Origin of the sequence: Amycolatopsis tolypomycina, from assembly GCF_900105945.1 — a bacterium.
Taxonomy (GTDB): domain Bacteria; phylum Actinomycetota; class Actinomycetes; order Mycobacteriales; family Pseudonocardiaceae; genus Amycolatopsis; species Amycolatopsis tolypomycina.
In genome coordinates, this window is the sequence record NZ_FNSO01000004.1 from 7,253,524 (window position 1) to 7,278,993 (window position 25,470).

At 69.2% G+C, this 25,470-nt stretch carries 28 protein-coding genes and 1 tRNA gene; 16 read left to right on the forward strand and 13 right to left on the reverse strand.

The features are described 5' to 3' along the window. Nucleotides 1-4 precede the first annotated feature (4 nt). Nucleotides 5-1,924: an outer membrane protein assembly factor BamB family protein gene (locus tag BLW76_RS42945; protein WP_167384921.1), complete on the forward strand. Its 1,920-nt coding sequence runs from the start codon at nucleotides 5-7 to the stop codon at nucleotides 1,922-1,924. 75 nt (nucleotides 1,925-1,999) lie between these two features. Here the strand turns inward: BLW76_RS42945 and BLW76_RS42950 are convergent, their stop codons facing one another. Further along, complete coding sequence (locus BLW76_RS42950) at nucleotides 2,000-2,842, reverse strand: metalloregulator ArsR/SmtB family transcription factor (RefSeq protein WP_091317989.1); 843 nt, start codon at nucleotides 2,840-2,842, stop codon at nucleotides 2,000-2,002. 101 nt (nucleotides 2,843-2,943) lie between these two features. On the opposite strand from BLW76_RS42950, the gene BLW76_RS42955 reads away from it, so the two are divergent. The 5 genes from BLW76_RS42955 (at nucleotide 2,944) to BLW76_RS42975 (ending at nucleotide 8,537) form a co-directional block, all read left to right on the forward strand. Continuing rightward, on the forward strand, nucleotides 2,944-4,260 hold the full coding sequence (locus tag BLW76_RS42955; protein WP_091317991.1) for an NAD(P)-binding domain-containing protein: 1,317 nt from the start codon (nucleotides 2,944-2,946) through the stop codon (nucleotides 4,258-4,260). Between the two features lie 4 nt (nucleotides 4,261-4,264). Further along, nucleotides 4,265-5,485, forward strand: a complete 1,221-nt coding sequence (locus BLW76_RS42960; RefSeq protein ID WP_244170589.1) for an MFS transporter — start codon at nucleotides 4,265-4,267, stop codon at nucleotides 5,483-5,485. Further along, a complete protein-coding gene (locus BLW76_RS42965; protein ID WP_091317996.1) occupies nucleotides 5,482-6,558 on the forward strand; it encodes a flavin-containing monooxygenase in 1,077 nt (358 codons plus the stop codon). Before BLW76_RS42960 ends, BLW76_RS42965 begins: the two co-directional genes overlap by 4 nt. 42 nt (nucleotides 6,559-6,600) lie before the next feature. Next, a complete protein-coding gene (locus tag BLW76_RS42970; RefSeq protein WP_341866543.1) occupies nucleotides 6,601-7,158 on the forward strand; it encodes a DinB family protein in 558 nt (185 codons plus the stop codon). 110 nt (nucleotides 7,159-7,268) lie between these two features. Then, nucleotides 7,269-8,537, forward strand: coding sequence for a hypothetical protein (locus BLW76_RS42975; RefSeq protein WP_091317998.1), 1,269 nt, complete (start codon nucleotides 7,269-7,271; stop codon nucleotides 8,535-8,537). A gap of 10 nt (nucleotides 8,538-8,547) precedes the next feature. Here the strand turns inward: BLW76_RS42975 and BLW76_RS42980 are convergent, their stop codons facing one another. Continuing rightward, on the reverse strand, nucleotides 8,548-8,883 hold the full coding sequence (locus BLW76_RS42980) for an ArsR/SmtB family transcription factor (protein ID WP_091318000.1): 336 nt from the start codon (nucleotides 8,881-8,883) through the stop codon (nucleotides 8,548-8,550). Nucleotides 8,884-8,999: 116 nt separating this feature from the next. Between BLW76_RS42980 and BLW76_RS49075 the strand changes: the two genes are divergently transcribed. The 4 genes from BLW76_RS49075 (at nucleotide 9,000) to BLW76_RS42995 (ending at nucleotide 11,419) form a co-directional block, all read left to right on the forward strand. Further along, the gene (locus BLW76_RS49075) at nucleotides 9,000-9,149 is read left to right on the forward strand and encodes a hypothetical protein (protein ID WP_167384922.1); all 150 of its coding nucleotides are present in this window, start codon (nucleotides 9,000-9,002) and stop codon (nucleotides 9,147-9,149) included. Nucleotides 9,150-9,176: 27 nt separating this feature from the next. Next, the gene (locus tag BLW76_RS42985) at nucleotides 9,177-9,395 is read left to right on the forward strand and encodes a hypothetical protein (protein ID WP_091318001.1); all 219 of its coding nucleotides are present in this window, start codon (nucleotides 9,177-9,179) and stop codon (nucleotides 9,393-9,395) included. Continuing rightward, complete coding sequence (locus BLW76_RS42990) at nucleotides 9,392-10,549, forward strand: M28 family metallopeptidase (protein ID WP_091318003.1); 1,158 nt, start codon at nucleotides 9,392-9,394, stop codon at nucleotides 10,547-10,549. The genes BLW76_RS42985 and BLW76_RS42990 overlap by 4 nt, the downstream gene beginning before the upstream one ends. 408 nt (nucleotides 10,550-10,957) lie before the next feature. Further along, nucleotides 10,958-11,419: a hypothetical protein gene (locus BLW76_RS42995; RefSeq protein WP_244170590.1), complete on the forward strand. Its 462-nt coding sequence runs from the start codon at nucleotides 10,958-10,960 to the stop codon at nucleotides 11,417-11,419. A 10-nt stretch (nucleotides 11,420-11,429) separates the two neighbouring features. Here BLW76_RS42995 and BLW76_RS43000 read toward each other — a convergent pair whose 3' ends face one another. The 3 genes from BLW76_RS43000 to BLW76_RS43010 form a co-directional block, all read right to left on the reverse strand. Next, complete coding sequence (locus BLW76_RS43000; protein ID WP_091318005.1) at nucleotides 11,430-12,485, reverse strand: ArsO family NAD(P)H-dependent flavin-containing monooxygenase; 1,056 nt, start codon at nucleotides 12,483-12,485, stop codon at nucleotides 11,430-11,432. Further along, nucleotides 12,482-13,516 carry an ACR3 family arsenite efflux transporter gene (arsB, locus tag BLW76_RS43005; protein WP_091320591.1) on the reverse strand — a complete coding sequence of 345 codons (1,035 nt, stop codon included), beginning with the start codon at nucleotides 13,514-13,516 and terminating at the stop codon, nucleotides 12,482-12,484. The genes BLW76_RS43000 and arsB overlap by 4 nt, the downstream gene beginning before the upstream one ends. A gap of 91 nt (nucleotides 13,517-13,607) precedes the next feature. Beyond that, complete coding sequence (locus tag BLW76_RS43010) at nucleotides 13,608-14,012, reverse strand: arsenate reductase ArsC (RefSeq protein WP_091318007.1); 405 nt, start codon at nucleotides 14,010-14,012, stop codon at nucleotides 13,608-13,610. 154 nt (nucleotides 14,013-14,166) lie between these two features. Here BLW76_RS43010 and BLW76_RS43015 point away from each other — a divergent pair, with 154 nt between their 5' ends. After that, nucleotides 14,167-14,580 (forward strand): ArsR/SmtB family transcription factor, encoded by a 414-nt coding sequence (locus BLW76_RS43015; RefSeq protein WP_091318009.1) that lies wholly within the window; start codon nucleotides 14,167-14,169, stop codon nucleotides 14,578-14,580. A gap of 4 nt (nucleotides 14,581-14,584) precedes the next feature. Here BLW76_RS43015 and BLW76_RS43020 read toward each other — a convergent pair whose 3' ends face one another. Next, on the reverse strand, nucleotides 14,585-15,937 hold the full coding sequence (locus BLW76_RS43020; RefSeq protein WP_091320592.1) for an FAD-dependent oxidoreductase: 1,353 nt from the start codon (nucleotides 15,935-15,937) through the stop codon (nucleotides 14,585-14,587). Between the two features lie 69 nt (nucleotides 15,938-16,006). Here BLW76_RS43020 and BLW76_RS43025 point away from each other — a divergent pair, with 69 nt between their 5' ends. Genes BLW76_RS43025 through BLW76_RS50245 form a run of 4 tightly spaced genes read left to right on the forward strand, consistent with a single transcriptional unit; the run spans nucleotide 16,007 to nucleotide 18,771 of the window. Beyond that, nucleotides 16,007-16,705, forward strand: coding sequence for an arsenate reductase/protein-tyrosine-phosphatase family protein (locus BLW76_RS43025; RefSeq protein ID WP_091318011.1), 699 nt, complete (start codon nucleotides 16,007-16,009; stop codon nucleotides 16,703-16,705). Continuing rightward, complete coding sequence (locus BLW76_RS43030) at nucleotides 16,698-17,357, forward strand: arsenate reductase ArsC (RefSeq protein ID WP_091318012.1); 660 nt, start codon at nucleotides 16,698-16,700, stop codon at nucleotides 17,355-17,357. The genes BLW76_RS43025 and BLW76_RS43030 overlap by 8 nt, the downstream gene beginning before the upstream one ends. Before the next feature lie 34 nt (nucleotides 17,358-17,391). After that, on the forward strand, nucleotides 17,392-18,114 hold the full coding sequence (locus tag BLW76_RS43035; protein ID WP_091318014.1) for an aquaporin: 723 nt from the start codon (nucleotides 17,392-17,394) through the stop codon (nucleotides 18,112-18,114). Nucleotides 18,115-18,138: 24 nt separating this feature from the next. Beyond that, complete coding sequence (locus tag BLW76_RS50245; protein ID WP_091318015.1) at nucleotides 18,139-18,771, forward strand: arsenate reductase/protein-tyrosine-phosphatase family protein; 633 nt, start codon at nucleotides 18,139-18,141, stop codon at nucleotides 18,769-18,771. 62 nt (nucleotides 18,772-18,833) lie between these two features. On the opposite strand, the gene BLW76_RS43045 is transcribed toward BLW76_RS50245, so the two are convergent. The 4 genes from BLW76_RS43045 to BLW76_RS43060 all read right to left on the reverse strand — a co-directional run bounded on the left by BLW76_RS43045 (nucleotide 18,834) and on the right by BLW76_RS43060 (nucleotide 21,913). Continuing rightward, complete coding sequence (locus BLW76_RS43045; RefSeq protein WP_208613495.1) at nucleotides 18,834-19,514, reverse strand: cation efflux transmembrane domain-containing protein; 681 nt, start codon at nucleotides 19,512-19,514, stop codon at nucleotides 18,834-18,836. Beyond that, nucleotides 19,511-19,855 carry a Cd(II)/Pb(II)-sensing metalloregulatory transcriptional regulator CmtR gene (gene cmtR / locus BLW76_RS43050; RefSeq protein ID WP_091318017.1) on the reverse strand — a complete coding sequence of 115 codons (345 nt, stop codon included), beginning with the start codon at nucleotides 19,853-19,855 and terminating at the stop codon, nucleotides 19,511-19,513. The genes BLW76_RS43045 and cmtR overlap by 4 nt, the downstream gene beginning before the upstream one ends. Before the next feature lie 185 nt (nucleotides 19,856-20,040). Further along, complete coding sequence (locus BLW76_RS43055) at nucleotides 20,041-21,066, reverse strand: hypothetical protein (RefSeq protein WP_091318018.1); 1,026 nt, start codon at nucleotides 21,064-21,066, stop codon at nucleotides 20,041-20,043. Continuing rightward, nucleotides 21,059-21,913: a hypothetical protein gene (locus BLW76_RS43060; protein ID WP_143060795.1), complete on the reverse strand. Its 855-nt coding sequence runs from the start codon at nucleotides 21,911-21,913 to the stop codon at nucleotides 21,059-21,061. Before BLW76_RS43060 ends, BLW76_RS43055 begins: the two co-directional genes overlap by 8 nt. A gap of 458 nt (nucleotides 21,914-22,371) precedes the next feature. Here BLW76_RS43060 and BLW76_RS48215 point away from each other — a divergent pair, with 458 nt between their 5' ends. Beyond that, nucleotides 22,372-23,061, forward strand: a complete 690-nt coding sequence (locus BLW76_RS48215) for a hypothetical protein (protein WP_143060796.1) — start codon at nucleotides 22,372-22,374, stop codon at nucleotides 23,059-23,061. 8 nt (nucleotides 23,062-23,069) lie between these two features. On the opposite strand, the gene BLW76_RS43070 is transcribed toward BLW76_RS48215, so the two are convergent. From BLW76_RS43070 to BLW76_RS43080, 3 genes are all read right to left on the reverse strand, one after another. Next, complete coding sequence (locus BLW76_RS43070) at nucleotides 23,070-23,765, reverse strand: hypothetical protein (RefSeq protein ID WP_244170591.1); 696 nt, start codon at nucleotides 23,763-23,765, stop codon at nucleotides 23,070-23,072. A gap of 111 nt (nucleotides 23,766-23,876) precedes the next feature. Continuing rightward, nucleotides 23,877-23,953: transfer RNA gene (locus BLW76_RS43075), tRNA-Leu, on the reverse strand. A gap of 105 nt (nucleotides 23,954-24,058) precedes the next feature. Beyond that, on the reverse strand, nucleotides 24,059-25,393 hold the full coding sequence (locus BLW76_RS43080; protein ID WP_091318024.1) for an NAD(P)/FAD-dependent oxidoreductase: 1,335 nt from the start codon (nucleotides 25,391-25,393) through the stop codon (nucleotides 24,059-24,061). Between the last annotated feature and the right edge of the window lie 77 nt (nucleotides 25,394-25,470).

A 25,470-nucleotide genomic window follows, 5' to 3' on the forward strand; every position in this document is an offset into this window, starting at 1 on the left:
AGTCATGAAGTTGCGAACACGGGCGGCCTTGGCGCTCGCTGCCACGATACTGGGCTCAGCACTGACTTCGCTCGGAACTACCGGCCCACCCACAGCTTACGGTGCCGATGCCGCCTGCCCCGCCGTCCAGTTCGTCGGCGTTCGAGGTTCCGGCGAGAAAAACAGCGACGGCGCCGGATACGGAACCACCGTCAACTCCGTGCGGGAACGCGTTCTCGCAAAGTACCCGGATGCGCAAACGTACTTCATCGACTATCCGGCAATCCCCGTCAGCCCCCTGGATCCCCGTTACCTCTCCAACTACCGCGACAGCATCGCCAAAGGCATCAACGTTCTGACCAGCTTCCTAAACTCGTTCGCAACCCGTTGCTCCGGATCGGCGGTGGTGCTCGCGGGCTACAGCCAAGGCGCCCATGTCGCGGGCGATGTGTACCAGAGCCTGGGGAAGGCAGCGCAGGACATGGTCGTGGGCCTCACCCTGCTCGGCGACCCTCGGTTCAACCCTGGCCAAGCCGTCATCGACGTCGGCCCGTACGACCCGCACCGAGTAGGAGTTTGGCAAGCTCTCGGTGCCGGCACGGTACGAACCGTCCCCTCAGCGCGAACCAATGTGGTCCGCAGCTACTGCCTCGCCGGCGACCCGGTCTGCAACTACTCGCTCGCCGACGCATGGGCCTGCGATCCCCACAGCGGGCTCTACTGCTCGCACCTGCACTACATCGATGCCGGCTTCACCAATCGAGCAGGCGACTGGCTCAACGACCGGATTGCCTCCGCCGGCTGGTCGCAGGAAGGCCTGAACGCGGCGCACACCGGCTTCAACACGAACGAGTCAACCATCACGACCGGCAACGCGGGCAAGCTGAAGAGAGCCTGGCAGTACACCGGACCCGCGGGCTGGATCTTCTCCCGCCCGGTCGTGTGGCGCGACGAGGCCGTTTTCACTGCATTCGACCCGGCGACCTCTACCAGTCAGCTGAACGCCGTCAGCATGAAGACCGGCGCACTGCTGTGGCAGAAACAGCTGAACGGCTGGGGCTGCCACCCGCTCACCGACGGAACCCGCGTCCTGGTTCAAACCGACCAAGGCCTCTTCGCCTACAACCTCGCCGACGGATCAACAGCGTGGAGCCAGACGTCCCTCACCGGCGGCGGCGGGTGCGGCGCGGGCAGCGGCGCGCTCGACGGCCGCACGGCCTACGTGCTCACCCCGACCGCCGTGGCGAAGGTGGACTCCATTTCGGGCACCGTGCTGTGGCGCGACGACCTGCCGGTCTACCTGGTCACTGGTCTCGCCGTCTGGGCGAATGGCGTCTACGTGGTCACCCGGCTCGAACCCAACTACCCGTCGCCCCAGCAAGGCCGGCTCTACACACTCAACGCAACGACCGGAACGACGGTCTGGTCGCAGACCACGGCCGTGACCATGGACGGCACCCCCGCCGTCGCCGACGGCCTGGTCTATGTCGGTACCCAGTACGCGAGCCAGGGGATGCTGGCCTTCGACACCGGGAACGGTGCCATCCGCTGGCAGCGCAAGGATGTCTTCCAGTTCTGGCAAACTCCCGCGGTGACGTCGAACGCGGTGCTTGTTACCAACAACTCCGGCAACACGACCGCGCTGATCCGGGCGCTGAACCCCCGTACGGGTGCAACGCTCTGGCAGAAGACCACATCGATGCCGTCGGCCGGTGGTGATCCCGTCGTCGCGAACGGTGTCGTGTACTTCGGCACCGGAATCGACGGCTCGGTCGTCAACGCGGTGCGGCTGGACAACGGCGCTACCCTCGCGAAGCTGCAGCTCTCCGCGGACAGCACCAACTTCGAGATCAGTCCGGCTGTCGTCAACGGCACCGTCCTGTCGACGCTGAACAGCGACCTGGGAGCACGAACGCCGAGCGTCCAGGCGTTCCGACTTCCCTGATCGACTTCCCGCGGAACAACCAGAGAGCCGCCCTCCCCGGCCCCGGTCAGGAGGGCGGCTCTCTGCCAGGCAGCGTCAGCTCACCGGGCTGCGGCGTTCGAGGAAGACGGTGTCGTGCCAGACGCCGTCACGTTGGGCGATGCGTTCGCGGACGCCGAGGGTGCGGTAGCCGGCCGCGCGGTGCAGCGCGATCGAGGCGCGGTTCTCGTTGAAGATTGACGTCTGCAGCGTCCAGAGTCCGGCAGCGTCGGCTTCGGTGACCTGCGTGCGGATCAGCGCCTTGCCGACGCCGCGGCCACGATGGCCTTCGCCGACGTAGATCGAGGTTTCGGCGACCCCGGAGTAGCACTCCCGGGGGGACACCGGCGCTGCGGCGGCCCAGCCGACGACCTCGCCGTCCATCTCGGCGACCCAGCGGTGCCCGGGCAGCCACTTCGCGTGCAGCTCGTCACGGCTGGGCACCGCGGTCTCGAACGTCGCGATGCCGGTGGCGATGCCTTCAGAGTAGATACGCCGCACCGCGCCCCAGTCACCTCGGCGCAGCGGCCGCACGGCGACGTCGTCCGGGACGTCTTCGGGGCAGCAGGGGCGGGGAGCGAGCAGGCCCATGACCGCGTCGGCCGCGTGCGGCAGGCCGGTACAGCAAGCCTCATTGACCGTGACGACGGTGGCCGTGCCGCGCTTCTGCATGTGCAGGAACCCGACGTCGGCGAGCTTGCGGACGTGATGGGAGACGTTGCCCTGGCTGATGCCCATGATCTCGGTCAGCCCGCCGATGGTGAGCTCGCGGTTCGCGGTCGCCACGACGTGCAGGATCTTGACCCGGGTCGGTTCGGCCAGGCAGGAGAACCACTCCGCGTACGTGGCGGCCTCGGCGTCCGGCAGTACCGGCGGCGTGACCGGCAGGGTCGTCGTCATGCCTCAAGTATTGACCGCGGTCGATGGTTGCGTCAATCAATGACGGTCGATACATTGCTCGGCATCGCTTCATCAAGCAGTATCAATGAAAGGACCTGGGGATGGACGAGTTGCCCGTTGTCGTCGTGGGCGCCGGCCCGGTGGGGCTGGCCGCGGCCGCGCAGCTGCTAGAACGCGGCCTCGAGCCGCTGGTGCTCGAACGCGGCGCCCAGGCCGGTGCCGCGGTAGCGGAGTGGAACCACGTCCGGCTGTTCTCGCCGTGGTCGGAGCTGGTCGACCCGGCCGCCGCGCGGCTGCTGGAGCCGACCGGCTGGGTCCAGCCCGACGGCAGCGCCTACCCGACCGGCCGTGAATGGGCCGAGGCGTACCTGCGTCCGCTGGCCGCCGTCCTCGGCGAACGAGTGCGGTTCGGGACCAAGGTCATCGGGGTCGCTCGGCGCGGCCGCGACCGGATCGTCGACAGCGGCCGCGACGGCGAGCCGTTCTCCGTGCACGTCCGCACCGCCGACGGCGAGGAGCGGCTCCTGGCCCGCGCGGTCATCGATGCGTCCGGGACGTGGACGACCCCGAACCCACTCGGCGGCGAGGGCCTGCCCGCGATCGGCGAGCGCGCCGCGGCCGACCGGATCTCCTACCGGGTGCCGGACCTGGCGGCGGAGCGGGACCGGTACGCGGGAAAGCACATCGTCGTCGCGGGCAGCGGGCATTCCGCGCTGACGGCGCTGGTCGCGCTGGCCGGGCTCGGCGAGGACACGCGGATCAGCTGGGTGTTGCGGCGCGGCGGGATCGGCAACACCTTCGGCGGCGGTGACGCCGACCAGCTCCCGGCCCGCGGGGCGCTCGGGCTGCGCGCAAAGGAGGCCGTCGACGCCGGCCAGGTCACCGTGGTGACCGGGTTCCGCACCGAGGGGATCGAGCGCACCGGCGGATCGATCACGCTGGTCTCGGCGGACGGCCGACGGCTCGAGGACGTCGACGAGGTGATCGCCCTGACCGGGTTCCGGCCGGAGCTGTCGTGGCTGTCGGAGATCCGGCTGGAGCTGGACCCGACGCTGCAGGCACCGGTCGCACTGGCGCCGCTGGTCGACCCAAACGTCCACTCCTGCGGCACCGTCTACCCCCACGGCGCGAAGGAGCTCTCGCACCCCGAGCAGAACTTCTACCTGGCCGGGATGAAGAGCTACGGGCGCGCGCCGACGTTCCTGGCCCAGACCGGCTACGAGCAGGTCCGCAGCATCGCCGCCCAGCTGGCCGGCGACCACGAGGCGGCCGCCCGGGTCGAGCTGATCATGGCCGAGACCGGGGTCTGCGGCGGCGCCGGCCTGTTCGACGAGCCCGACAGCGGCGCGTCCGGCTGCTGCGGACCGGCCGAGCCGGAGCTGCTGACGCTGTCGGCGCCGCCCGCCGCGTCGAACTGACCCGGTGCCGACAAGCACGAGCACCGCGGCGCAGTCCTTGAGCAGGTCGGGGCTGCGCCGGGTGCTCGCGATCCTGTGCGTCACCCAGATCACCAGCTGGGGAATCCTCTACTACGCCTTCCCCGTGCTCGCCCCGGACATCGCCCGCGCGACCGGCTGGCCGACCACGGCGGTGGTCGCGGCGCTGTCCGGCGCGCAGCTGGTCACCGCCCTCGTCGGGATCCCGGTCGGGCGGTGGCTGGACCGTCGCGGACCCCGCGCGGTGATGACCACCGGCTCGATCCTGGGCGTGCTGGCGGTGCTCGCGGTGGCGACCGCGCAGAACCTCGCGTGGTTCGTGATCGCCTGGGCGATGGCCGGCGCGGCGATGAGCGGGGTGCTGTATCCGCCGGCGTTCGCCGCGTTGACCCGCTGGTACGGGCCGCGCCGGATCTCGGCCCTGACCGTGCTCACCTTGGCCGGGGGTCTGGCGAGCACGGTGTTCGCGCCGGTGACGGCGTTGCTGGCCGCGCATCTGGACTGGCGCCACACCTACTTGGTGCTGGCCGTCGTCTTGGCGGCGGTCACGATTCCCGCGCACTGGCGGGGCTTGCGGGGGCCGTGGCCGGACGCCGAGCCGGCGGTGCACGTCGAGCACGACGACCCGCGGCGGATCGCCCGCAGCGGCGCGTTCCTGGTGCTGGTCGTGGCGTTGAGCATGGCGACGTTCTCGGCGTTCGCGGTGGTGGTGAACCTGGTGCCGCTGCTGACCGAACGCGGGGTCAGCCCCGGGATCGCCGCCGTCGCGCTCGGTCTCGGCGGTGCCGGGCAGGTGCTGGGCCGGCTCGGCTACAGCACGCTCTCGCGGACCACCAGCGTCCGGGCCCGCACGGGCATCATCCTGCTGGCCACGTCGATGACGACCGCGTTGATGGCGGTGCTGTCCTCGACGGCCGCGCTGATCGCCGCGGCGGTCGTGGCCGGGATGGCCCGCGGCGTCTTCACCTTGCTGCAGGCGACGGCGATCACCGACCGCTGGGGTGCCACGCACTACGGCCGCCTCAACGGCCTGATGGCCGCGCCGATGACGATCACCATGGCGCTCGCCCCGTTCGCGGGCGCCGCGCTCGCCGGGCTGCTGGGCGGCTACGCCCACGCCTTCCTCGTCCTCGCCGCGGTCAACACCGCGGCTGCCGTGCTGGCGCTGGCCAGCAATCCTCGAATACCTACTGGGAGAACGTCATGACCGACTTCGACGCGATCGTCGTGGGCGGTGGCCAGGCCGGCCTCGCCGCCGCCCACGCCCTCCGCACCCGCGGGCTGTCGCCCGTGCTGCTGGAAGCCGGGCCCGAGCCGGTCGGATCGTGGCCGCACTACTACGACAGCCTCACCCTCTTCTCCCCTGCCCGCTACAGCAGCCTGCCCCGCCTGCCCTTCCCCGGCGATCCCGAGCGATACCCACACCGCGACGAGGTCGTGGACTACCTGCGCAGCTACGCCGCCCACCTCGAGGTCGACATCCGCACCCGCCACCGCGTCACCGCCGTGACCCGCGACGGCGGCGGCTTCACCGCGCACGCCACCGGCGAGACGGCGGTGCGGGCACCGATCCTGATCGCCGCGACCGGCGGATTTGGCCGCCCGCACCGTCCCGCCCTGCCGGGGCTGGCGGAGTTCACCGGCACGGTGCTGCACAGCAGCGACTACCGCGAACCCGGCCCGTTCGCCGGGCAGCGGGTCATCGTCGTGGGTGCGGGGAACTCGGCGGTGCAGATCGCCGTCGAGCTCGCCGCGCATGCCCGCGTCAGCCTCGCCACCCGCGCGCCGGTGAAGTTCGCGCCGCAACGGCCGCTGGGCCGGGACGTGCACTTCTGGTCCGCCGCGCTCGGCTTCGACCACCTGCCGATCGGGCATCTCTTGCGCAGCACACCGGCGTCACCGGTCATCGACTCCGGCCGCTACCGCGAAGCACTTGCCGCCGGCAGCCCCGACCGCCGCGTCATGTTCACCTGTCTCGAAGGCGACCAGGTGCAGTGGCCGGACGGCAGCCGCGAGCACGTCGACGCCGTCATCCTCGCCACCGGCTTCCGGCCCGAGCTGTCCTACCTGGAAGACCTCGGCGCCTTGACGGAGGACGGCATCCCGCTGCACTCACGTGGACTGTCCACAGTGGTCGCCGGGGTCGGGTATGTGGGGCTGGAATGGCAGCGCAGCCTCGCGTCGGCCACTGTGCGCGGTGTCGGCCGCGACGCCGCTTACGTCACCGCGCGGCTGAGCTCGAACACGGTGGCGCGACGCTGCTGCGAGCCGGCGAGGTGACACGTTCTTGGATCTCGGAACAGCGGCGATCACGGAGAAGGCGTGGTCACGCCGGTGTTCCAGGAGAACACTGGCCGGGTGGACAAGCAGGAGGTTCACGACGAGCTGGAGCGGGCGCGGCAGGAGTTCCACGCGCTTCTCGCCGCCGCCGGCGAAGACGACCTGCGCCGGGCGAGTTCCGGCACCAAGTGGAACAACCGGCAGTTGTTGTTCCACATGCTGCTCGGTTACCTGATCATGCGGGCTTTGCTGCGGCTGGTGCACTGGTTCGGGCGGCGGCCCGATGGGGTGAGCCGCTGGTACGCGTCGCTGCTCAACGCCGGGACCAAGCCGTTCGACGTGGTGAACTTCGCCGGTTCCTGGCTGGGCGGGACGACGATGCCGCGCCGCTGGATGCTCGCGCTGTTCGACCGGACCATCGTGAAGCTGCACCGCCGGCTCGACCGGGAAACGGACGCTGACCTGACGCTGGGCATGCACTACCCGACCCGCTGGGACCCGTTCTTCCGCGACTACATGACCGTGGCTGACGTCTACCGCTTCCCGACCCAGCACTTCGACTTCCACCGAGCCCAGCTCACCCTGCCCGCCGAGCGCTGAGCTCGCAGACGTTCAGGGCATCGCAGGTACTCCACGCGCCCGGGGAGAATCCAGTAGCGGACATGGCGAGCTCGTGATGCGATGCCGGTTTGGACGGAGAAGGAGGCACCGTGGCCGAACCGCTGACGCTGGTGATCGAGACCGACGCCGGCACCGCGATCCGCCGCATTCCGGACGCCTCGCCGTTGCCGGATGGCGAGACCCAGGGTCATGCGGCCGAGGACGCCATCCGCGACGCGGCAGCGACCTGGGGCCTACCGGACTTTGTCTTCCTGCCCGAACAACAGCGCGTCGGATCCGGCGTGCGCGAACTCGGCGACGGGCTGCTGCTCGTCGGCGACCACGCAGCCGTCATCCAGTCCAAGAGCCGCACCGATCCCACCGACAACGCCGACCGCGAGCTGTCCTGGCTGCGCAAGAACGTCGAGAAGGGGCTGAAGCAGGGCAGCGGAACCGTGCGTCAGCTGAAGCTGACCAGCGCGAACATGACCAACGCCCGCGGCCGCACGGTGCCCGTGGACGGCAAGGACTACACCTGGCTCACCGTGGTCATCGTCGACCACACCGACCCGCCGCGCGGGTTCCAACCCCCTCAGGCGCCCACCGAGGTGCCGGCGATCGTGCTGCTTCGCCGGGACTGGGAGTTCCTGTTCGATCACCTGCGCTCGACGCGGTTCGTGCTCGCCTACCTCCTGCGCGCGGCCCGAGGCGGCGACATCGTCGAACTCGGCGGCGAGCCCCGCCGGTACCACGAGTACGCCCTGGCCGACGTGGCCGCCAGGCCTGATCCGGTGGATCCGGCGGTGGCCCCCCTCGTCGACGCGAAGCCGACAACGATGGTCTCGACCGCCCGGGCCCCGCTCGAACCAGTAGGCCGCGAAGATCGAGCCGCGCACATCCTCTACCGGATGATCATGGAAGACGTGGCGAACACCCCGATCCCAGACGGCCGGGAAGCAGATCGGCTGCTCATGCTCGCCGCGCTGGACGGGCTACCAGTGGGCAACCGCAGCGAGCTCGGCCGCACCTTGGTGCAGTTCATGAAGTCCGCCGCCCAGCACCAGGGCGACGGAACGCTCACGCACAGCCGGACGGTGATTCCCAACCCAGGCGAATTCGATCCGCTGGTGTTCATCGTGGCGTCGAAGCTCTCCGAGGAAGCCAACTACGCCTTGACTTTTCGGATGCAGGTGCTACACCACGACTACAGCACCGCGGTCGGAGACTGGGAACACTGCACTCTGGGCGTCATGCTCACGCCCACGAGCGTGCCGGGCAGGCTGTGGAACACCAGCACAACGGCACTCTGGGGCGACCAAGGTCAGCCGCCCGAAGTCATCGAAGAACTACGAACCATCATCGCCGACAGCGCGATCTGACCGACGAGCCTCAAGACACCGAGGCGAGCCCCGGGATGGCGAGCAGGCCGGACAGCTGGCTCAGGGTCTCCGACCTGGGCCGGTAGTACACCCACGTCCCGCGGCGTTCGCTGGTGACCAGGCCTGCTTCGCGCAGCACCTTCAGGTGATGGGAGATCGTCGGGCCGCTCAGGTCGAACGCTGCGGTCAGATCGCAGACGCAGCTTTCGCCTCCCGCCGAGGTGATCAGCGACAGCAGGCGCAACCGCACCGGGTCGCCCAGCGCCTTGAACGCCTTCGCCAGGTCCACCGCCTGGTCGGCCGTCAAAGCCTCGGCGGCCAAAGGCGCGCAGCAGCCCTCCCTCATCACCGGAAGCAACGTCGGCCCCTCTTGCTGTTTAGCCACCTATCTATATTGACATCCATCTAACTCATGGGCAAACTTGAGCCACTGATTCGACATTCATCTAGATAGGTAGCTCCATGATCAAGCTTCTCCGCAGGCTGTTCTCGACCTCGACGACCACCGAGTTCTGTGAGTCGTGCGCGCAGGTGTGCACCGGTCAGTGCCGCGCCAACGCCCTGCTCGACCAGGCCCGGACCCGCGCACTGCAGCTGTCTTCCCGCTTCTGACGCCTCAACCTCGCAAGGAGATCCGTGATGAGCACCGAGACGACCGGCGGTTTCGCCGGCGACCCCGCCGAAACCTTTACCCCGCCCGCCTCGACCGGCTGTTGCGGCACCGCACCCGCAACGGTCACCCCGACGACCACAACGACGTGCTGCGGCACCGCGGAGGCGGCAGCCGCCGCCGGTGCCTGCTGCGATCCGGCCGCGAAAGCCGACGCCGTCGCCGATGGCGCCGGTTGCTGCGGATGACCACGGCAGCGGCGACCGAGCTTTCCGGCAGTCGCCTGCGCTCCACCGTCACCACGCTGGCCGAGGACCGTTTCACCGGCCGCCGCGTCGGCACCCCGGGCGGCCGCGCGGCCGCCACGTGGCTCGCCGGACAGCTGCAGGCGATCGGAGCGACGGTCACGACCGACGAGTTCCCCGCCACTGTGCGCGAGCTGTACCGGACACCCGAGCTTCACCAGGGCGACCTTCAACTGGTGCACCGCCGGGACTTCGTCGAACACCTCGCGTCGGCCAATCTGCCCGAAACCCGCACCGCCGAGCTGGTGGCTGCCGACGCCGGCCAGCTCACCGATCGCTGGGTGCTCGCGCCGGACCTGGGGGTTTCGGCGCGAGCTACCCGCGACGGCGCAGCCGGGCTGCTCGTGCCGCGCGGAACCGATGAAGCCGGGTGGATGCCGAAGATGATCGTCGGCCCCATGCCCGGCGATCTGCCGGTCATCGCGGTCCGCACCGAGCTGCACGAGCGCTTGGCCGCCGGTCAGGTGATCAGCGCGTCGATGCCGCTGCGCACCGTCGAGGTGACCGGGTCCAACGTGCACGGGCGGCTGCGCACCGCTACGAGCGGAGGCCCGGACGTTCTGCTTACCGCGCACTTCGACGGCGTCGGCGACGACCCGGAGCAGCGGCTGCCTGCCGCGGCGGACAACGCGTCCGGCGTCGCCGTCGTGCTCGAGGCTGCCCGTCTGCTCGCCGGCACGCTCCTGGACGGCGTCGGCTTGGCGGTCACGTTCCTCGACGCCGAGGAAGCCGGAGCCCGCGGCTCCGCCCATCACGCACCGACCGTCCCAGCCGGCACGGTCGTGCTCAACATCGACGGCGCCGCCCAGCTCGGCGACGCCGCCGCGGTGGAAGCAGGCGGGCCGGCGCACGGACTGCTCGCCGCGCTCGACCAGGCCGGCCGGGAGACCGGCGTGCCGCTGCGGGCCGGGGCGACGGCGTCGGACAACCGCCGCTACGCCGCGGCCGAGCTGGCCGCGGTGGGGATCGGCATGGGAATGCCCGGCTACCAAACCCCAGCCGAGACCCCAGATCGCGTGGAGACCGACACCCTGATCTCGGCGACCCGGCTCGTCGTCGCCACAGTTACGGGGTTGGCCAACCACTCACGAGGATGACTTGCGTTGACTCACAAGGAGGAATTACAACGCGGGGTGTGATGCAGACGCCTGATCAGGGACCGGAATAGCCGAGTGACCGTCGAGGTCGCGGTTCCTAGCGTGGATGGGATGGCGAGGCACCGCAAGCTCCCCTCGAGTCAGTACGAATGTCCGTACGGCGACCACCGGCACTTCAAGGGCAAGGAAGCCGGACGGGAATGTGCACGCCGAGCTCAGCGGGCGCGCACCCGCCAGTCCGCAGCCCGAACACCAGTCCACCGGCCGGCGTGGAGCCCGTCGCAGGCGGTGCCGCGAAGCATGCGACCGCGACCATCGACGGCACATCCACCGGTGGCGCCACCGACTCGCACCGTCGCGCCGCCACTCGACCGTAGGACCACCCGCCGCCAACACGCCAGGGAATCATTGAGCCAGGATCCCTCGAACATCGCCGGCGACGTCGTGGCCTATGTCTTCGATGAGAACGGTTTCTACACCCGGCTGGCCAACCGTGCCATCGACAAGGTCCCGTGGACTTCCCCTGTCCGCTACCGCAAGCACGGACTCTGCGTCTGCCTCAACAACGTGGCGAAAGGGCTCGATCCCGGTACTTACGCCAAATACGCGCAGCAGCCGTTGCGGGCGGGCCTGATTTTGGTCGGCTGCCCGAAGTTCCTCGCCGAAGTCCTCAGCGCGGCATCCGCCTTCGGGATCAAGCAGATCCTCGGCACGTTGCCGCATGCTCAGCTGTACAAGACGCTGCGGGTCATGATTCCGCTGGTCTGCCCGGACTTGGACGTCTGCCCAGCTCGGCAAGACGTGGTGAAGACCTATGCCTCGCCGGTGCTGGCTCAGGAGCTCAAGGAGTACGTCGCAAGCCTCCGCTGAGCCGGTGCCGTCAGCCGCCCAGCAGCTGCGCGGCGATGTCGGCGACTGCGACTCGGGCGGTCCGGCCGACGCCGATCAGGGTGGCCGAGGCCGGTCCGGTCCAGTCGCCGTAGCCGACCAGGTGCAGTCCCGGGACGTCGAGGGCGCGGGTGCCCTCGGTCCGGACGTGGCCGCCGGTGCTGCGCAGCTTCAGCGGCGCGAGGTGGCCGAGCTCGGGCCGGAACCCAGTGCACCAGATGACGACGTCCGCCTCGATCGTGGTGCCGTCCGGCCACAGCGGGCCTTCGGGCGTGAGCCGGGTGAACATCGGGCGGGCGTTGAGCGCGCCGGCGTCGCGAGCACGGCGCACCGGCGGCACGGCCACGATGTCGCCCAGGCCGGCGACCCCGCCGGGGTCGGCGGCGCCGCGGTCGAGGGCTTGGCGGCGGCGAGTGGCGATGTCGAATAGCACGTGCCCGTCGACCTCGTCGGGCAGGAAGCGGGGTGCTCGGCGGGTCGCCCAGGCGACCTCGGCGATGCCGGTGAGGTCCGCAGCGATCTGCGCGCCGGAGTTTCCGCCGCCGACCACGACCACGCGCTGGCCGGCGAACTCACCGGGGCCGCGGTAGTCGACGGCGTGCAGCTGACGACCGGCGAAGGAGCCGGGCACCAGCGGCAGGAACGGCCGCCACCACGTCCCGGTGGCGCTGATGACGGCCTTCGCGGTCCAGGTGCCGGTGTCGGCGGTGACCGTGAAGCCGTCGGCGCTGGACTCGACCGCGGTGACGGTGACGCCGCGGTGCACGGGAAGCTCGTAGCGTTTCTCGTAGGCGGTGAGGTAGTCCACGACGTGGCTGGCCGGCGGGTACCACTCGTCGCGATACGGCGGCATCAGCCAGCCGGGCAGCGAGCTGAACCGGGCCGGGGAGAACAGCCGCAGCGACTCCCACCCGTGCAGCCAAGCGCCACCGGGCTGGGTCTGGGCATCGAGGATGACAAAGTCGAGGCCCGCGCGGCGGAGGTAGTAGCCGGCGGCCAGACCTGCCTGGCCGCCGCCGACCACGACCACCTGCGGCGAGGGTGTCACTTCGCCGGAGCCCGATCGACCCAGCGTTTGCGCAGCCACAAGCTCACGTACACCAGGCCGACGAGGACCGGAACCTCGATCAGCGGGCCGACTACCCCGGCCAGGGCCTGGCCGGACGTCACGCCGAACACGCCGATCGCGACCGCGATCGCGAGCTCGAAGTTGTTGCCCGCCGCGGTGAACGCCAGCGTCGTGGTCCGCGAGTACGACAGGCCGGATGCCTTGCCGAGCAGGTAGCCGCCGCCCCACATGATCGCGAAGTAGGCCAGCAGCGGCAGCGCGATCCGGGCGACGTCCAGCGGCCGGGAGGTGATCGTCTCGCCCTGCAGCGCGAACAGCACGACGATGGTGAACAGCAGCCCGTAGAGCGCGATCGGGCCGATCTTCGGCAGGAACTTCCCCTCGTACCAGTCGCGGCCCTTGCGCTGCTCGCCGATCCGCCGCGACAGGTAGCCGGCCGCCAGCGGGATGCCGAGGAAGATGACCACGGAGACAGCGATCTCCCACGGGGAGAAGGAGACGCTGGTGGTGTCGAGGCCGAGCCAGCCGGGCAGCAGGTCGAGATAGAACCAGCCGAGCACCCCGAACATGATCACCTGGAAGACGGAGTTCAGCGCGACCAGCACCGCGGCGGCTTCCCGGTCGCCACAGGCGAGGTCGTTCCAGATGATCACCATGGCGATACAGCGGGCCAGCCCGACGATGATCAGCCCGGTCCGGTACTCCGGCAGGTCCGGCAGCAGCAGCCACGCCAGCGCGAACATCAGCGCCGGACCGAGGATCCAGTTCAGCACCAGCGACAGCACCATGGTGCGCCGGTCGCGGGTGACGGTGTCGAGCTTGTCGTAGCGGACCTTCGCCAGCACCGGGTACATCATCAGCAGCAGGCCGAGGGCGATCGGCAGCGACACCTGCCCGATCTTCACTGCATCCAGCACGCCCTGCAGTCCGGGGATCACACTGCCGAGACCGAGCCCGACGGCCATCGCGGCGATGATCCACACCGGGAGGAAACGGTCCAGGAAGGACATTCTGTGCAGGACGTCGGCGTCGGCCGGGGTGGCGGTCTTGTCGGCGGTCTCGGTCACGGACCGTGCCTCCAGAAGTAGGTCGTCGGGGTGGTCAGGCGTCGAGGACCTCGGCGAGCAGGCCGCGGACGCGGCGGTCGATCTCGTCCCGGATCGGGCGGACGGCGTCGACGCCCTGGCCGGCCGGGTCGTCCAGCGGCCAGTCCAGGTAGCGCTTGCCGGGGAAGATCGGGCAGGTGTCGCCGCAGCCCATGGTGATCACGACGTCGGAGGCTTCGACGTCCTCGGTCGAGAGCTTGCTGGGCACCTCGGCGGTGATGTCCAGGCCCCACTCGGCGAGCGCCTGCGCCGCGGCGGGATTGACCTTCTCGGCGGGCTCAGATCCGGCGGAGCGCACGGCGATCCGGCCGAGCGCGTAGTGCTGCAGCAGCGCGGCGGCCATCCGGGAACGGCCGGCGTTGTGCACGCAGACGAACAGCACCTCGGAAGTGCGAGCCATCGAAGGTCCCTTTCGGCATCATCGGCGGTCCCCTCGCGGGCCACCGGCTGGATCGAAGTATGCCAATGCAATTGAAGAGGCTTGGATCGACTCTTGTCAATCCAAGCAGGGTACGATCACAAGACCGAGCTCATCGAGCCGTCGAGGAGGAGCCATGGCCGCGCACGACGGGCACGTTCGGTCGAAGCCGGTCGCGGTGACCCTGCTACTGGCCGAGCCCGCCGCCGTCGTCTCCGACTCGGCCGCCGAAGCCGCGGCGAAACTGTTCAAGGCACTGTCGGACCCGGTCCGCATCCGGCTCGTTTCGCTGATCCGGTACTCGCCGGGCGGCGAGGCATGCTTCTGCGACCTGGCCGAGGACTTCGACATGCCGCAGCCTTCGCTCAGCCACCACCTGCGCGTGCTCGTGACGGCCGGCATCCTCACGCGCGAGCGCCGTGGCACGTGGAGCTGGTACCGCGTCGTTCCCGAACCCCTCGAAACCCTCGGCGGTCTTCTGGCCGCCGGAGGCCCGCTCGCCGACCGGCCGGCCCCGCTGCGGGACGCCCCACGCGAGACCGGCGCGTGAACGCTCAACCGGCCTGCCGGACCCAAGCCTGCGCAGCGGTCTGCACCGCGTCGAACGGGCTGCCCAGCGGCGGGGTGTAGGACAGGTCGAGGTCTTCGATGTCGGCGACGGCCATGGCGTGGTGGATGGCGGCCGCGTAGGTGTCGACGCGCTTGTGCACCGCGCTGTCGCGGTGCCCGACTAGCTGGGCGCCGAGCAGGCGGCCGGAGTCCGCGTCGCCGGTGATCCGGAGGTGGATCGGACGGGCGCCCGGGTAGTAGGCCTTGTGATCGTCGGCCACGGTCTCGACGGTGACTGGCCGGAAGCCGACGGCTTCGTGGTCACGCAGCCCGGTGCGGGCGATGGCGAGGTCGAACACCTTCAGCACCTGGGTTCCGAGCGACCCGGTGAACTCCCGGCTGCCGCCGAGGGCGTTCTCGCCGGCCACGCGGCCCTGTTTGTGCGCGGTGGTGCCCAACGGCAGGTAGACGTCCTGGCCCAGCAGCCGGTGGTAGGTGTGCACGCAGTCCCCGGCAGCGAAGATCCCGTCGACGTTGGTGCGCATTCCGCGGTCGACGGCGATCGCGCCGCGAACGCCGAGTTTCACCCCGGCGGTTTCGGCCAGCGCGGTATCCGGGCGGACGCCGACCACGACGAGCACGACGTCTGCGCGTTTCTCGAATCCGTTGCTGCCGCTGACTTTCAGCCCCGCGGTGGTGCGTTCGATGCGGTGCACGAGCGTGCCGGTGCGGATGTCGACGTCGTGCGCGCGCAGTTCGTCGGCGACCAGCGCCCCGAGTTCCGGGTCCACGGTGGACAGGACCTGCGGGAGCCGTTCGACGAGGGTGACGTCGATGTCGCGGGTGCGTAGCGCTTCGACCATCTCCAGGCCGATGTAGCCCCCGCCGACGACCACCGCGGAGCGCGGGCTGCGGTCCAGGGTGGCGGTCAGGGCGAAGGTGTCGTCCATGGTGTGCAGCAGGTGCACGCCGTCGGCGGGACCGAGCTGGTTGAGCCCCTCGATCGGCGGGCGGATCGGGACCGCGCCGGTGCCGATGACGAGCTGGTCGTAGACCAGCTGTTCCTGACCGCGGTCACTCGTGACCGTGACGGTCCGCGCGTCCGGGTCGACGGCGACCGCACGGGTGTTGAGCCGCAGGTCCAGCCCGGCGTTCTCGAGGTCGGCGCGGGTGCGGTGGGCGAGGCTGCGCCAGTCGGAGACCTCGCCGGAGACGTGGTAGGGGATGCCGCAGATGGAGAAGTTCGGGTAGCCGTCTGCGACCACGAGCAGCGGCCGCACGTCCGGCGCCAGCTCGTGCACCCGCAGGCCGGCGCTGATCCCGGCGTCGCTGCCCCCGATCACCAGCACACGAGTCATGACCATGCCCTCCCTCGTCCAGCGGGTGCCCGTTGACACCCGCGCATTCATTCAACCATTATTGAGTCAATGAACGTTGAGTGGACTCCGGAGCTGCGGGCGCGCGCACAGGTGCACGCCGCCCTGGGCGAACCCGCACGCCTGGCGATCGTGGACCGGCTGGTGCTCGGCGACGCCTCACCCACCGAACTCGGCCAGGACCTCGGGCTGCCGAGCAACCTGCTCGCGCACCACCTGAAGCTGCTGGAGCAGGCCGGAGTGCTGGAACGGTCCCGGTCCGAAGGCGATCGCCGCCGCACCTACCTGCGCCTGCGCCCGGCCTCGCTCGCCGGGCTGCGGCCAGCCGGGACGCGGTCGGCGCCGCGGGTGGTGTTCGTGTGCACGCACAACTCGGCGCGGTCCCAGCTGGCCGCCGCGCTCTGGCGCAGCCAAAGCCCGGTGCCCGCCGCCTCGGCGGGCACGCACCCGGCCGCCCGGATCCACCCGCGCGCGGCGGCCGTCGCCCGCACCCGCGGCCTGTCGCTGGCCCGCGCCCGCACGTCCCGCCTCGACGAGGTGCTGCACGAGGACGACCTCGTCGTCGCGGTCTGCGACAACGCCCACGAGGAACTCGGCGCACAGGCCGGTGACCGGTTGCACTGGTCGGTCCCCGACCCCGCCCGCACGGACACCGACGACGCGTTCGATCAGGCCTTCGCCGACCTTGCCGACCGGATCACCCGGCTCACCCCCGCCGTCCGACTCCCTGGAGCGCAGACCGATGACTGACACCGAGCAGCCCCGCCGGCACGACCTGAGCATCGACCAGCAGCTTGCGCTGCGCACCGCCGCAACCCGCCTGCACGGCGAGTTCGACGGCGTCTTCGGCACCGAGACCATCGAACAATTCCTGCACTCCAGCTACGACCAGTTCGCCGGCCACAGCACCATCCCCAACTTCCTGCCGCTGCTGGCCGAGCGGTTCGCCCGCCAGCGCCTGCACGCACTGGCCAAGGTCGAAGGCCACCACGACGGCAAGCCGACCGTGCTGTTCCTGTGCGTGCACAACGCCGGACGCAGCCAGATGGCCATGGGGTTCTTCCAGCACCTCGCCGGCGACCAGGCACTCGCCTGGTCCGGCGGCTCCGAACCAGGCCACGAAATCAACCCCTCGGCGATCACCGCGATGCACGAACGCGGCATCAACATCGCCACCGAATTCCCCAAGCCCTGGACCGACGAAATCGTCCGCGCCGCCGACGTCGTGATCACCATGGGCTGCGGCGACGCCTGCCCCATCTTCCCCGGCAAACGCTACCTCGACTGGGAACTCGAAGACCCGGCGGGCAAGAGCGTCGACGACGTCCGCCCGGTCCGTGACGAGATCGAACGGCGCGTCCGCGGCCTGCTCGACGAGCTCGGCGTCCCCGCCCTCGCCTGATCCACGACGACCACTGCCTGCCGAGGAGTACCGCATGGATCAGCCGTTGCCCCGCAAGCTTGCCGCCGAATTCCTGGGCAGCCTGTTACTCGCCGCGCTGGTGATCGGATCCGGAATCGCCGCGCAACGCCTCTCCCCCGCCGACACCGGACTGCAGCTGACCGAAAACGCCGCCGCCACCGCAGCCGGACTGTTTGCGCTCATCCTGATGTTCGCACCCGTCAGCGGCGCCCACTTCAACCCCGCCGTGTCCTTCGTCGACGCCGCGTTCGGCGGGCTGTCGTGGCGGCACGCCCTCGCCTACCTACCCGCCCAGGTCGCCGGCTGCATCGGCGGCGCGATCCTGGCGAACCTGATGTTCTCCGCCAGCGCGGTCTCCATCAGCACCACCCATCGCGCCACGGCCGCGCATGGCTTGTCGGAAGTCGTCGCGACCGTCGGCCTGATCTTGATGATCTTTTCCCTCGTCCGCTCGGGCCGCGCCGAGCGAGCCCCGGCCGCGGTCGGCGCCTACATCGGCGCCGCGTACTGGTTCACCAGCTCCACCAGTTTCGCCAACCCCGCGATCACGATCGGTCGCATGTTCAGCGACACCTTCGCCGGCATCGCCCCGGCCTCGGTGCCGCTGTTCCTGGGAGCTCAGGTCGTCGGCGGCGGGCTCGCCCTGCTGCTCGTCCGCACCCTCTACCCCGGCGTCACCGCCGCCCAAGCCGTCGACGTGGTCCTGCCCCACCCGGCCGCGTCCGCCAGCCGCTGACCCGCCTCAACGAGGAGGCACCCCGTGCACCAGCGCATCGACCGGGACACCGGAGCCGACCGCATCGTCAACCAGCTCGCCTACCGCTACGACGGGCTGTTCGACCGCGACCGCATCGACACCCTCTTCCACGACAGCTACGACCGGCTTGCCGAAACTGCCCACGTCACCGTCTTCCTGCCCACCCTGGCCGAGAAACTCACCGTCCAACGCCTCGACGCCCTCGCCCAAGCCGAAGGCAAGATCGCCAAACGCGTTCCCGAGATCCTGTTCGTCTGCGTCGGCAACGCCGGCCGCTCCCAGATGGCCGCCGCACTCGCCCGCCACCACGCCGGCACCCGCGTCCACATCCGCACCGGCGGCTCCAACCCCCACGAAGCGATCTACCCCGAGGTCGAACAGATCATGACCGAAACCGGGCTGTCGCTCGCCGAGGAGTTCCCGAAACCCCTCACCAACGAAGTCCTCGCCGCCGCGGACGTCGTCGTCACCATGGGCTGCGGCGAACACTGCCCCATCCTGCCGGGCCGCCGGTACGAGGACTGGTCCATCGACGATCCCGCCGACCAGCCGCTGAACCGCATCCGGGCCATCCGCGACGACATAGACCACCACGTCCAAGCCCTGCTCGCCGAACTCCTCCCCGCCGCCATCTGACCCACCAGCGGCGACCGCGCCGGGCGGTGACCAGCTCGCAACCCCTGTTGATGCATCTGCCGTCAGCAGCAGTGCTCGCCGCGCCAGGCTTCGCGCCCCTCCTTGACCGCCACGGCCGCGATGACCAGCGCGACCAGAGGGTCGGCCCACGACCACCCGAACCAGGCGTTGAGCAGCAGCCCGACCAGCAGCACGCCGGACAAGTATGTGCACAGCAGCGTCTGCTTCGAGTCGGCGACCGCGCTGGCCGAGCCGAGCTCGCGCCCGGCGCGCCGCTGAACGTAGGACAGCAGCGGCATCACCAGCAGGGACACCCCGGCCAGCACGATGCCGACCGTGGACTCCTCTGCCGGCGCGCCACCGAACAGCGCGCGGACCGACTCGACCGTCACGTAGCCGGCCAGGGCGAAGAACGACACCGCGATGACCTTCAGCGCGGTCCGCTCCCGCGCTTCCGGGTCTTTCCCGGAGAACTGCCACGCGACGGCGGCCGCGGACGCGACCTCGATCACCGAGTCGAGCCCGAAGCCGATCAGCGCGGTGGAGTCCGCGATGGTGCCCGCGGAGATGGCGATGATCGCTTCGATGACGTTGTAGGTGATGGTGGCGGCGACCAGCCATCGCACCCGGCGCGTCAGGACCTGCCGACGCTCGGGCTCGACCTCGTTGGGTCCCGCGCAGCAGCCGTCCGAGCAGGTGTCGCCGAGAAGATTCTCCCCGCGCAGTTCCGGCGACTGGCTCATCGCGCCGCCGCCTTCGTCGCCGCAGGCTCGTCGACGCATTCTTCGCGGGGCTCGACCGCAAGGACGACCTGCAGCAGCTCGCCGAGTGCGCGGGCGAGGTGCTCGTCAGACAGCGCGTACCGCACCTGACGGCCTTCGTAGGTCGCGACCACCAGGCCGCAACCCCGCAGGCAGGAGAGGTGGTTGGACACATTGGAGCGGGTCAGGCCGAGCTGTTCGGCGAGCCGGCCGGGGTACTGGACGCCGTCCAGCAGCGCCACCAGGATCCGGCACCGCGTCGGGTCCGCCAGCGCGCGCCCCAGCCGGGCCAGGGCCGACTCCCGGGTCTCACAGGTCAGCATGCAGAGAACAGTACAGCCCTCACTGAATACAGCAAAGGCTGCACTGTTGACTCTCTGCTGACCTTCGGATTCGACGGTCGCGACGTAGCCAAGTTCGGCGATCGCCACGCGGCCGTCTTGACCGGCGAGGTTCCGCGGCTGCCGTCGTTGTCGAGAATGGGGCACGTACTAGCTCACTGTCCAAGTCACTTCCGTGACCGGCCGACAGAACTGCGGCCGCGTCTGGACAGCCGGACCGCGAGATACGCCATGTAACCCAGAAGCCAGACCAGAGCTGTCACAAACAGCACGCCAAGTGCGCGGATCCATCCAGTGAAGGCCGTCGGGCCCCCGGCCATCGTCATCACGGGCAGCACGATCCCGACGATGGTCGGATACAGCAGGACTCCGAGCCCGATCCACAACTGGCGGTCCGGCCGGACGATCGCGTCGCGGCGCTCTCGCAATCGGTAGGCCTCGATCTGCGCATCTTCCCGACGCTGGGCCGCACGCTCCTTATCCGCCGTCAACTGGCTGCGGCTCTGGTCGGATCGCTGGAGCCCCCTGTTAGTGATCAGCGCGCGGGCAACAGGCGACATTGGCGCCGTGAACCCCGCGCCGAGCAGCAGCGAGTTGATGTTGGGGATAGCGTAAGGAAGCTTTGTACGCTTCGCCGCGTCCAACTTTTCCCGCTCGATCGCTCGAGCCTCGACCACGGCGTCGAACGCAGCCTCGCGCACCCTCGGCCACCGCGGTAGCGGCAAGGCGTCGTCAAGCTCCCCGTCGGCGTTAGCCCAGGTGACCGAGCGCCACTGCTCGGCCGTCAGTTCGGATGCAGGCTTGATCGACTCGTCGAGCTGCTGCTGAGCCAACGCGAATTCTGCGGCCGCCTCCTGCAGGTAGTGCTGAACCTGTTCCGCGGTCAGCGGCGTCCTAGCCAGCAGTTCCCGATCGAGTTGTGTGACGTCGCGCGCCCCGCGGCGGAGCGCATCGAGTACGTCGGGTTCGTCCAGGAACTCGGCGGCTTCGAAGGACTCCCAGACCTCCTGAGCGGCCTTGGCGCGAACGTCGGCGATGCGGAGCCGTTCTTCGGCTTGATCCAGCAGCGCCTGAGCGCCCTGCTGTTCGCTGTCGATCCCGACGAACCGGTTGACCAGCAGACCGCCGACGATGGCGACCAAACCGGCGCTAGCACCGGTGATCGTCGACAGAAAGGGAGTCGGATCAGCCATGCTCGGCGCGCTCCAGTTTCCGGCGCAGCGCCCCGCTCGTCAGCCATTGAACAGCCAACGCCGCGAGGTGCACCGCAGCCTCAGCCTCAGCCTGTCCTTGGTCTCGAGACGTAGCGCCGCCTCCGTGCCGAGAACGCTGCCCTTGCCAAAGCTGATCAAGCAGTCCGACGAACGGCTCGATACTCGCCGGCGCGTCTACACCGTCGACCAGTACCAGTTCCCATTTGTCCGACTGGTTGCGCAGGTCCCGCACGACCGTCCCGAGCGAGGCGCGGCCGTTCTTCGGGGAGACGATGGGAACAAATGCCTCTTCGACCGCTCGCACCGCTTCGCGGTAGGCGCCCGTCGCATCCGGCTCCGGCCGGTAAGCGTGATACCAAGCCCTTCCTAACAACTCGGCAGTTCCCTTGCTTGCCGCAGCCACAGTGCTCTGGAACGCGCTCTCGACCGTCGGATCGACTCGCCACGTCAGATGTGCACCGTCATCGGCCACCTTGTACGCCGACCGGCCCAAACGAAGTATCCGGTCAAGGCGGTCCAAGTCGGCAGCTTCGATAATGCAGCCGTCACTTTCCCCGCTGAGCTGCAACATAGCGTCGATAACGGAAAGTAATCGAGGACCTGGCACGTCATGGAGAGCGTCCACCATGTACTGCGTCGAGTGCGACCAGCCCAAAGACAGCAGTACTGCTTCGGCCAGCTCCTCTGGACGATTTCTGAGCACCTCAGCCATCCACTTCTTGAGCGGACGAAAGAGATGTTCGGGAACGCCCTCCAACAAAACGCGGCCGGCCGGCCGACCGGCGATCCGATCGTCGAAGCTCTGGAAGGGCTGCACCTCGGTCATCCGGAGACTCTAGCTGCCGACACCGACAAGGAGCGGTAGCGACGACGGCTGCAAGCTCCCAGCACCACAACGGCGTTGCTACCCAACGCCGCATCGCAACAGACGTGCGTCCTATTACTGTCCTGCACTAGCCGTCTCCGATCGTTGCGTTCGCGTCGGAGCGATACGGCTCGACTCCATACCCGGACTGCATGGCTTGATGCGCGGGGCGACGTTCCTCGAATGCATCAGCAGGGCGAGCGCGGTCAGGCCGTCGCGCCGTCGGCTCGGCGAGCGCGACAACACAGCCCCGCTGACCGCGATGACTATCGCGATGCCCATGGATGCCGGCAATACCAGCAAGAGAAGAGCCACTCGCCCTCCAATGAATCGAGTTCTTCCGCACGAACTCCACGGTAAGGGCTAGATGGCGGAGTATCTGTCGCCAAGTTACTACCACACGACGTAGACTTACCCCCGTGCGAGTCGGCTATGGCAACGGCGGCTGGGTCCGGGTGGACGGCATCGGACTGCCCGGCCAGGTGTACGCGCGCTTCGCGCAAGGTACGGACCGCAGGTGGCGTATCACCGAGCTCTACGTCGATGGCGAAGGCGAGCCTCTGCCGCCGGCAGCGATCCGGCAGCTGCCCATCGATGCTCTGGAGGCTGCCATGCTTGAAGGGTCGGAATCCGTAGAGAGTCGCTCCAATGTTGCCGGGCCGGACCTCCATCGGCTGGCGGCGCATTACGCAACGACCTGGGGATCAGGCACGTACAGCGGCCGACACTGCAGCAGTTGCGGCGGCCCGGTCCGGGGCAGAGCGCACGGGGGTCCCCAAAGATCGTTGAGCAATTGGGTCGCCGAAAGCTGGTTCGCGCAATTCGCGGAGTCAGGTGTCCGCCAGACTTCCATGCCTCAATCACCTGAGCCTCCCGCTGCCGAGGCCGACGACTTCCCTGTGCTCGACCCGCCACAGGGCAGCCGGATCACCGACGACTTTCTGGTCCGGATCCGCAGCGCTTACGCGCTTTGCCTGAGACGGGGCCTGCCGCCCGCGCCGACGATCGCCGAGCTGGCGGCCGTCTCACCGCGGACCGTCCACAAGTGGGTCTACACCGCTCGGGCCCGTGGCATCATGCCGCCAGGGCAGCGGGGGCGGGCCGGGTGAATTCGGTTTTAGGGCACTTCGGGGCAGCCTGGAGAAACAGCAGCCATTGCCGTCTGCATTTCGGATCGCACGGCCGCACACAGCTTCCTCGAAGTCGCGGCTCCGACCCCGAGCTCGCGGCGCAGACTTTCAGCTGAAATGGGACGCTGGTAACGATCCCAGTGCTCGCGGTTGAGGCTCCTCGCCCGTTCCAGCTTCGCTTCGCTACCCGCAGCTGTCATCTCGATCGCCAGCTCCTGGCCGACCGGGACTGCGCATTCCGGCTCCACCGCCTGATCGGGCGCTGAGCTGTCGTGATCTTCTCGCTGTTCTTGTGCGGTGTCGACGATCTGCAGGCTTCGGAGCATTGCTGGACCGACCTCGGCCCAGCCAATCAACAGCAGCGGTCCCACTGCATCAAAGCCAGCTTTACCCCACTGACCTGCACAGATGGGATCGGCAACGTTCAAGGCTAGCGTCGCGGTGCTAGCTGCCAGCAGGAGGCGCCGAGCCGGCCGCAGGACCTCTTCCGGAGCACCCTGCATCGCCAGATGCCTGGTACCCACGAGCAGGCCGAGCACGGTCAGGTCCAGCGCCGGGGCCACCAGCGGAGCGACGTACGCCGGAACACCGATCCGCAGTGCCAGCGCCAGGACGTTCCCGAAGCCGAAGAGAAAGGTCAGCCCGATGACGATGCTCATCATCGTGGTGACGAACCTGCTCACGCTGGCCGAGGACCCCATCACGCCCTCCCGCGCATCGACGCGAGGTCGTACGTGCCCTCGATGACCAGCGTGCCCGTCAGCCGAGGCCGATCAGGGTGATGATGGTCTGCGTGGTGCCCCCGACGGGACTCGAACCCGCACTGAGTCGATTTTAAGTCGACTGCCTCTGCCGATTGGGCTACGGGGGCACCGCACACTCTAGGTGATGACGTCGGTGCGGTGTCCAGGACACACAAAACCGAGAGCCCCCGGCCACGGGGACCGGGGGCTCTTCGGCGAAGGCGAAGCGGATGTCAGGACTTCGAAACGCGCGCGAACTCGTCCTTCGGGTTGTTGATCTGGCCGAGCGAGATCACCTCGCGGCGGAACAGGCCACCGAGGATCCAGTCGAACAGGATGCGGATTCGCCTGTTCCACGTCGGCATGGCCTTGAGGTGGTAGGCGCGGTGGAACAGCCAGGCCGGGAAGCCCTTGATCTTCAGGTTCAGCGCGTCCGCGACGCCCTTGTGCAGGCCGAGGCTCGCCACCGCGCCGAGGTTCTTGTGGAAGTAGTCCTTCGGCTTGCCGCCGCGCAGGACCTTGATGATGTTCTTCGCCAGCAGCCTTGCCTGGCGGACCGCGTGCTGGGCGTTCGGCGGGCACGTCGCCGTCGGGTCTTCCTCCGTGCGGGACAGGTCCGGGATCGCCGCGTTGTCGCCCGCCGTCCAGACCTCCGGGTGGCCGACGACCTGCATCGCCGCCGTGGCCTCGAGGCGGCCGCGCTTGTCGAGCGGCAGGTCCGAGTTGGCCAGGACCGGGTTGGCCTTCACGCCCGCGGTCCAGATGATCGTGTCGGTGTCGAACTCCGTGCCGTCCGACAGCACGACGTGGCCGTTTTCGAACGACTTCGCCGCCGTCGACAGGTAGACCTCGATGCCGCGCTTCTCCAGCTGCTCGACCGTGTACACGCCGAGCGTCTCGCGGACCTCGGGGAGGATCCGGCCGGCCGCCTCGACGAGCACCCAGCGGATGTCGAAGGTCTTGATGTTCGGGTAGTAGTTCTCCACCGCGAACCGGGTCATGTCCTCGAGCTCGGCCAGCGCCTCGATGCCGGCGAAGCCGCCGCCGACCACCGTGAACGTCAGCAGGCGCTTGCGCAGCTCGGGGTCGAGCGTGCTGGCCGCCTCGTCGAGCTTCGTCATGATGTGGTTGCGCAGGTAGATCGCCTCGCCGATGGTCTTGAAGGCGATGCCTTCCTCGACCAGGCCCGGGATCGGCAGGATGCGCGCGACCGCACCGAGGGCGACGACCAGGATGTCGTAGCCGAGCTGCTCGATGTGGCCGTCGGCCGCCTCGACCGTGACGGACTTCTTCTCGTTCTCGATCTTGGTGACGCGCGCGGTCAGCACGTGGCAGCGCTTGAGCACCCGCCGCAGCGGCACGACCACGTGCCGGGGCTCGATCGCGCCGGCCGCGGCCTCCGGGAGGAACGGCGCGTAGGTCATGTGGGGCTGCGGGTCAACGACGGTCACGGAGGCCTCGTTGGCCCGGAGCATCTTCTGGAGGCCGTACGCCGTGTAGAGCCCGACGTACCCACCACCGAGGACGAGGATCCGAGTCGGTTCCGACTTCGACTTCGCAGCAGCCATGTCCTCATGGTGACACCTCCGCCGCGACCTCGCTCGGGGGCCCCATCCGGCTGTGACCAGCGTCGCGGCGGTTTCCG

What these genes read in the sequence shown, in the direction of transcription:
- BLW76_RS42945 (WP_167384921.1), top strand. Translation starts at nt 5, where the DNA reads ATGAAGTTGCGAACACGGGCGGCCTTGGCGCTCGCTGCCACGATACTG.
- BLW76_RS42950 (WP_091317989.1), bottom strand. Translation starts at nt 2,842, where the DNA reads ATGACGACGACCCTGCCGGTCACGCCGCCGGTACTGCCGGACGCCGAG.
- BLW76_RS42955 (WP_091317991.1), top strand. Translation starts at nt 2,944, where the DNA reads ATGGACGAGTTGCCCGTTGTCGTCGTGGGCGCCGGCCCGGTGGGGCTG.
- BLW76_RS42965 (WP_091317996.1), top strand. Translation starts at nt 5,482, where the DNA reads ATGACCGACTTCGACGCGATCGTCGTGGGCGGTGGCCAGGCCGGCCTC.
- BLW76_RS42980 (WP_091318000.1), bottom strand. Translation starts at nt 8,883, where the DNA reads ATGAGGGAGGGCTGCTGCGCGCCTTTGGCCGCCGAGGCTTTGACGGCC.
- BLW76_RS49075 (WP_167384922.1), top strand. Translation starts at nt 9,000, where the DNA reads ATGATCAAGCTTCTCCGCAGGCTGTTCTCGACCTCGACGACCACCGAG.
- BLW76_RS42985 (WP_091318001.1), top strand. Translation starts at nt 9,177, where the DNA reads ATGAGCACCGAGACGACCGGCGGTTTCGCCGGCGACCCCGCCGAAACC.
- BLW76_RS42990 (WP_091318003.1), top strand. Translation starts at nt 9,392, where the DNA reads ATGACCACGGCAGCGGCGACCGAGCTTTCCGGCAGTCGCCTGCGCTCC.
- arsB (WP_091320591.1), bottom strand. Translation starts at nt 13,516, where the DNA reads ATGTCCTTCCTGGACCGTTTCCTCCCGGTGTGGATCATCGCCGCGATG.
- BLW76_RS43010 (WP_091318007.1), bottom strand. Translation starts at nt 14,012, where the DNA reads ATGGCTCGCACTTCCGAGGTGCTGTTCGTCTGCGTGCACAACGCCGGC.
- BLW76_RS43015 (WP_091318009.1), top strand. Translation starts at nt 14,167, where the DNA reads ATGGCCGCGCACGACGGGCACGTTCGGTCGAAGCCGGTCGCGGTGACC.
- BLW76_RS43020 (WP_091320592.1), bottom strand. Translation starts at nt 15,937, where the DNA reads ATGACTCGTGTGCTGGTGATCGGGGGCAGCGACGCCGGGATCAGCGCC.
- BLW76_RS43025 (WP_091318011.1), top strand. Translation starts at nt 16,007, where the DNA reads ATGAACGTTGAGTGGACTCCGGAGCTGCGGGCGCGCGCACAGGTGCAC.
- BLW76_RS43030 (WP_091318012.1), top strand. Translation starts at nt 16,698, where the DNA reads ATGACTGACACCGAGCAGCCCCGCCGGCACGACCTGAGCATCGACCAG.
- BLW76_RS43035 (WP_091318014.1), top strand. Translation starts at nt 17,392, where the DNA reads ATGGATCAGCCGTTGCCCCGCAAGCTTGCCGCCGAATTCCTGGGCAGC.
- BLW76_RS43045 (WP_208613495.1), bottom strand. Translation starts at nt 19,514, where the DNA reads ATGAGCCAGTCGCCGGAACTGCGCGGGGAGAATCTTCTCGGCGACACC.
- cmtR (WP_091318017.1), bottom strand. Translation starts at nt 19,855, where the DNA reads ATGCTGACCTGTGAGACCCGGGAGTCGGCCCTGGCCCGGCTGGGGCGC.
- BLW76_RS43055 (WP_091318018.1), bottom strand. Translation starts at nt 21,066, where the DNA reads ATGGCTGATCCGACTCCCTTTCTGTCGACGATCACCGGTGCTAGCGCC.
- BLW76_RS43060 (WP_143060795.1), bottom strand. Translation starts at nt 21,913, where the DNA reads ATGACCGAGGTGCAGCCCTTCCAGAGCTTCGACGATCGGATCGCCGGT.
- BLW76_RS43080 (WP_091318024.1), bottom strand. Translation starts at nt 25,393, where the DNA reads ATGGCTGCTGCGAAGTCGAAGTCGGAACCGACTCGGATCCTCGTCCTC.